Source organism: Cetobacterium sp. (genome assembly GCF_048470075.1).
GTDB lineage: Bacteria > Fusobacteriota > Fusobacteriia > Fusobacteriales > Fusobacteriaceae > Cetobacterium_A.
This window is the reverse complement of sequence record NZ_DBGBQB010000344.1, coordinates 1-3,700: the sequence shown is the minus strand read 5'-3', so window position 1 is coordinate 3,700 and position 3,700 is coordinate 1. Positions and strand designations below refer to the sequence as shown.

The following is a 3,700-nucleotide window of genomic DNA, read 5'->3' as shown; positions in this document are numbered from 1 at the left end:
GTATAATATTTTAGGTGATAAACTATGTTAAAAGAAAAATTAAAAAAAGAGTTAGAAAACTTTAAAAATGAAAAACGTCTTAGAAAATTAGATATTTTAGATGAAAATCTTTTAAACCTTTCATCTAATGACTATATGGGACTTGGAAATGACTCACTTCTACTTAAAGAGTTCTATACTTCCTACCCTTATCTTCCTTTATCCTCTAGCTCTTCCAGATTAATCAGTGGTTCATACCCTTTAATTATGGAGTTAGAAGAGAAAGCACAAAGTATATATAAAAAACCTGTTTTATTTTTCAACAGTGGATTTGACTGTAACTGCTGTATCATTGAAACTTTCTGTGATGAAAATACCCTAGTTATTAGTGACAGATTAAATCATGCCAGTATTCATGATGGAATTATTCATAGTAAAGCAACACTATTGAGATATAGACATCTGGATCTCAAGCATTTAAAACTACTTTTAGAAAAAAATAGAGCTAAGTTTGATAATATCTTTGTTATTTCAGAAACCATATACAGTATGGATGGAGATTGTGTTCATCTAAAAAAACTTATAGATTTAAAAAAACAATTTAACTTCTATCTAATTATTGATGAAGCTCACTCTTTTGGTGTTCATTCCTATGGAATGGCATATGAGGAAAATCTGATTGATCATATTGACTTTCTCTCAATACCTCTTGGAAAAGGTGGTGGTTCAACTGGAGCATACTTAATTTGTGATCAGATATATAAAGATTATATTGTTAATAGAGGAAGAAAGTTTATCTATACCACAGCTCTTCCACCTATTAATATCGCTTGGAATCTCTTTCTCTTAGAAAAAATGGAAACATTTAAAAGTAGAAGAGATCATCTTTTAGAGCTACAAAATTTAGCTCACTCTCTAATAAAAAGATATAATATGACCACTCTTTCAACAACTCATATAATATCCATTATTATTGGAGAGAATGACAGACTGGATAAAATTACTCACTATTTAAAAAGTAAAGGCTATTTTGTCTATGGTGTAAAAGAACCAACAGTTCCCAAAGGAACATCTCGAATTAGGATTGGACTATCCCCAGCTTTATCAAAAGATAATATTATAAATTTTTTTCAGGAGTTAAACTATGCACTTAATACTTTTTTTTAATGGGTGGGGAATGAAAGAAAATGTTATAGAAAAACTTGCATATGAAAAAAATATTGAAGTTCATTGTATTAATTATCCCTATACCATTGATAATATTAGTTTTTCTAAATACAAAAAAATATTTGTGGTTGGATGGTCTTTTGGTGTATATTATGCCTCTAAGTTTTTACTGGAAAATAAAAATCTTAACTGTGTATCTATCGCTATAAATGGAGTTCCCTACGTTATTGGAGAGTACGGAATCTCTTTAAAGATGTTTAAATTAACTTTAGAAACTCTCTCCTTGGATAATCTTAGAAAATTTTATTTTAATATGGGATTACCTTTAAATCTTTTTGATGAATCTCCAGATTTAAAAAGATTGGGATTAGAGTTAAAGGATATACTTCAAAACCCAGCGGATAGGCATCATTCTTTTGACAGGGTTTTCCTTGGAACTCTAGATAGAATTATTCCCTATTCTAAACAATTAAAATTCTACCAAAAAGAGGCTAGCACTATTACAACTCTTCAGTGTAATCACTACCCTTTTGAAGCTTTTAAAAACTGGAGGGATATTATTGGCGAAGAAGATGAATTTTGATAAACAATTTAAAAATTACAACTATAATGCAATTACTCAAAAAAAAGTTGCTAAAAAACTTTTAACATTTATTGATAAATCTAAAAAATATGATACTATTTTAGAGTTAGGATGTGGCACTGGTATTTTCACTAACACTCTCTATGATAGTTTAGAATTTAATCATTTGGACTTAAATGATATTTTTAATACAAAAGATTTTTTTAAAGAGATATCGTATAGGGATTTCTTTATTGAAAATATGGAGTTACTTCAATTAAAAGATTACTCTTTAATTGTTTCTAGCTCGGCTTTTCAATGGGTTGAAAATTTAGATTCTCTCATTGAGAAACTTTCTAAAAGCAGCCCACAACTAATTTTTTCCATCTATTCTAAAGGAAACTTAATTGAGATACTCAACCATTTTGGAGTGTCTTTAAACTATAAAAGCACAGATGAGATTTATAAAATTTTAAAAAAATACTATACTTTTGTTGAGTTTCAAGAGGAGGAGTTTACTCTAGAATTTGACACACCTCTTAAAGCTTTAAAACATTTAAAAGAAACTGGAGTCACTGGATTTTCTAGCTCTAGCTACTCTTTAACTAAAAGTTTTAAATCTACTATATTGACATACAAAGTAAGTTATTTTTCTTGTAAAAATTAAAATCAAGGAGGATTTAAAATGTTATTTTACAGACCTAACTACCTAATGATGACCGCTGGCCCTACTACTGTTTCAGGAAATACTTTACATGCAAGAAGTAAGGTGTTTGGAAACCCTGATCTTGACCCTGACTTTTTAAGCTACTACAAATTCGTTTGTCATAGACTTAGAAATTTTATTGGATCAGACCACTCTAAAATTCTTATAATGTGTGGAGAAGGTATGCTTGGATTAGATGCGGCTTGTGCATCTCTTACAGAGAAGGATGATAGAGTTTTAGTTATTTCTAATGGTTTTTTTGGCCAAGGATTTAAGGAGCTTATTGAACCTTATGGGGGGAAAGTTACTCTATTTGAATCAAGTTGGAAAAAATCAGTAGATTTAGACAGTCTAAAAACTTTTTTAGAAAAGGATTCAAACTTTAAATACGCCACTATTGTTCACTGTGATACACCTAGTGGACTACTAAATGATATTGGACCTATTTGCCAACTATTAAAATCTAAAGGTATTTTAACTGTAGTTGACACTGTAGCAGCTCTTGGAGGAGTGGATTTTAGAATGGATGAATGGGGAGTAGATATCATGCTATCTGCTTCACAAAAAGTTTTTTCAGCAGCTCCTGGATTAACAATTGTTGCTGTTAGTGATGATGCTTGGAAAGCAATGGACAATAGAACAACTCCTATTCCATCTTTCTATTGCAATCTTTTACAGTGGAAAAATATTGAGGAGAGCAGAACTTTCCCATATACTATGCCCGCTAGTGATATAATCAGTTTGGGTACTGCTATTGATAACCTTTTATCAGAAACTTTATTTAGAGTTTTTGATAGACATGAGGAGATGAGAGACCTTTGTATTGAAAGACTTAAAGAGTTGGGTTGTTCACTATATTTAGAGTCTAATTTCTCTCCTACAGTTACTGCTTTCTATCCTCCTGAAGGAATAAGAGCAGAGGATTTATTAGTTCATCTAAGAACTAAGTATAATATCTTACTTTCTGGATCTTATGGACCTTTAGCTGACAAGGTTATCAGAATTGGACATATGGGAGAAAATGCCCGTGAAGATAGAGTAAGATTTACTCTTGACTGTTTAGAAAGAGCTATCATAGATTTAAAGTAATATTATTTAAAATAGACCATATTTAGTGTATGGTCTATTTTTTATTTTTTCCACATTTATATCCTACAATTAAAACTTTTTTTAATATTTTTTCCCATATTTTAAATAAAACTTGAAAAAAAAGCAAGTCTATAAAATTTAAGTATAAAATATTTTTTTAAATAATATTTTTCAATAAAAATAGTAGTAGACTTAGG

At 29.8% G+C, this 3,700-nt stretch carries 4 protein-coding genes; all 4 read left to right on the top strand.

The genetic code is table 11. The features are described from left to right. Nucleotides 1-24: 24 nt before the first annotated feature. Genes ACMOUI_RS11985 through ACMOUI_RS11970 form a run of 4 tightly spaced genes read left to right on the top strand, consistent with a single transcriptional unit; the run spans nt 25 to nt 3,503 of the window. On the top strand, nt 25-1,146 hold the full coding sequence (locus ACMOUI_RS11985; protein WP_418965925.1) for an aminotransferase class I/II-fold pyridoxal phosphate-dependent enzyme: 1,122 nt from the start codon (nt 25-27) through the stop codon (nt 1,144-1,146). After that, the gene (locus tag ACMOUI_RS11980) at nt 1,124-1,729 is read left to right on the top strand and encodes a pimeloyl-ACP methyl esterase BioG family protein (protein ID WP_418965924.1); all 606 of its coding nucleotides are present in this window, start codon (nt 1,124-1,126) and stop codon (nt 1,727-1,729) included. The genes ACMOUI_RS11985 and ACMOUI_RS11980 overlap by 23 nt, the downstream gene beginning before the upstream one ends. After that, entirely contained in the window at nt 1,707-2,375 is a 669-nt protein-coding gene (locus ACMOUI_RS11975; RefSeq protein WP_418965923.1) for a malonyl-[acyl-carrier protein] O-methyltransferase BioC, read from the top strand. The genes ACMOUI_RS11980 and ACMOUI_RS11975 overlap by 23 nt, the downstream gene beginning before the upstream one ends. A gap of 18 nt (nt 2,376-2,393) precedes the next feature. Then, nucleotides 2,394-3,503 (top strand): pyridoxal-phosphate-dependent aminotransferase family protein, encoded by a 1,110-nt coding sequence (locus ACMOUI_RS11970; RefSeq protein WP_418965922.1) that lies wholly within the window; start codon nt 2,394-2,396, stop codon nt 3,501-3,503. Nucleotides 3,504-3,700: the final 197 nt, after the last annotated feature.

Coding starts and splice junctions, on each gene's coding strand:
- ACMOUI_RS11980 (WP_418965924.1), top strand. CDS start 1,124: ATGCACTTAATACTTTTTTTTAATGGGTGGGGAATGAAAGAAAATGTT.
- ACMOUI_RS11985 (WP_418965925.1), top strand. CDS start 25: ATGTTAAAAGAAAAATTAAAAAAAGAGTTAGAAAACTTTAAAAATGAA.
- ACMOUI_RS11970 (WP_418965922.1), top strand. CDS start 2,394: ATGTTATTTTACAGACCTAACTACCTAATGATGACCGCTGGCCCTACT.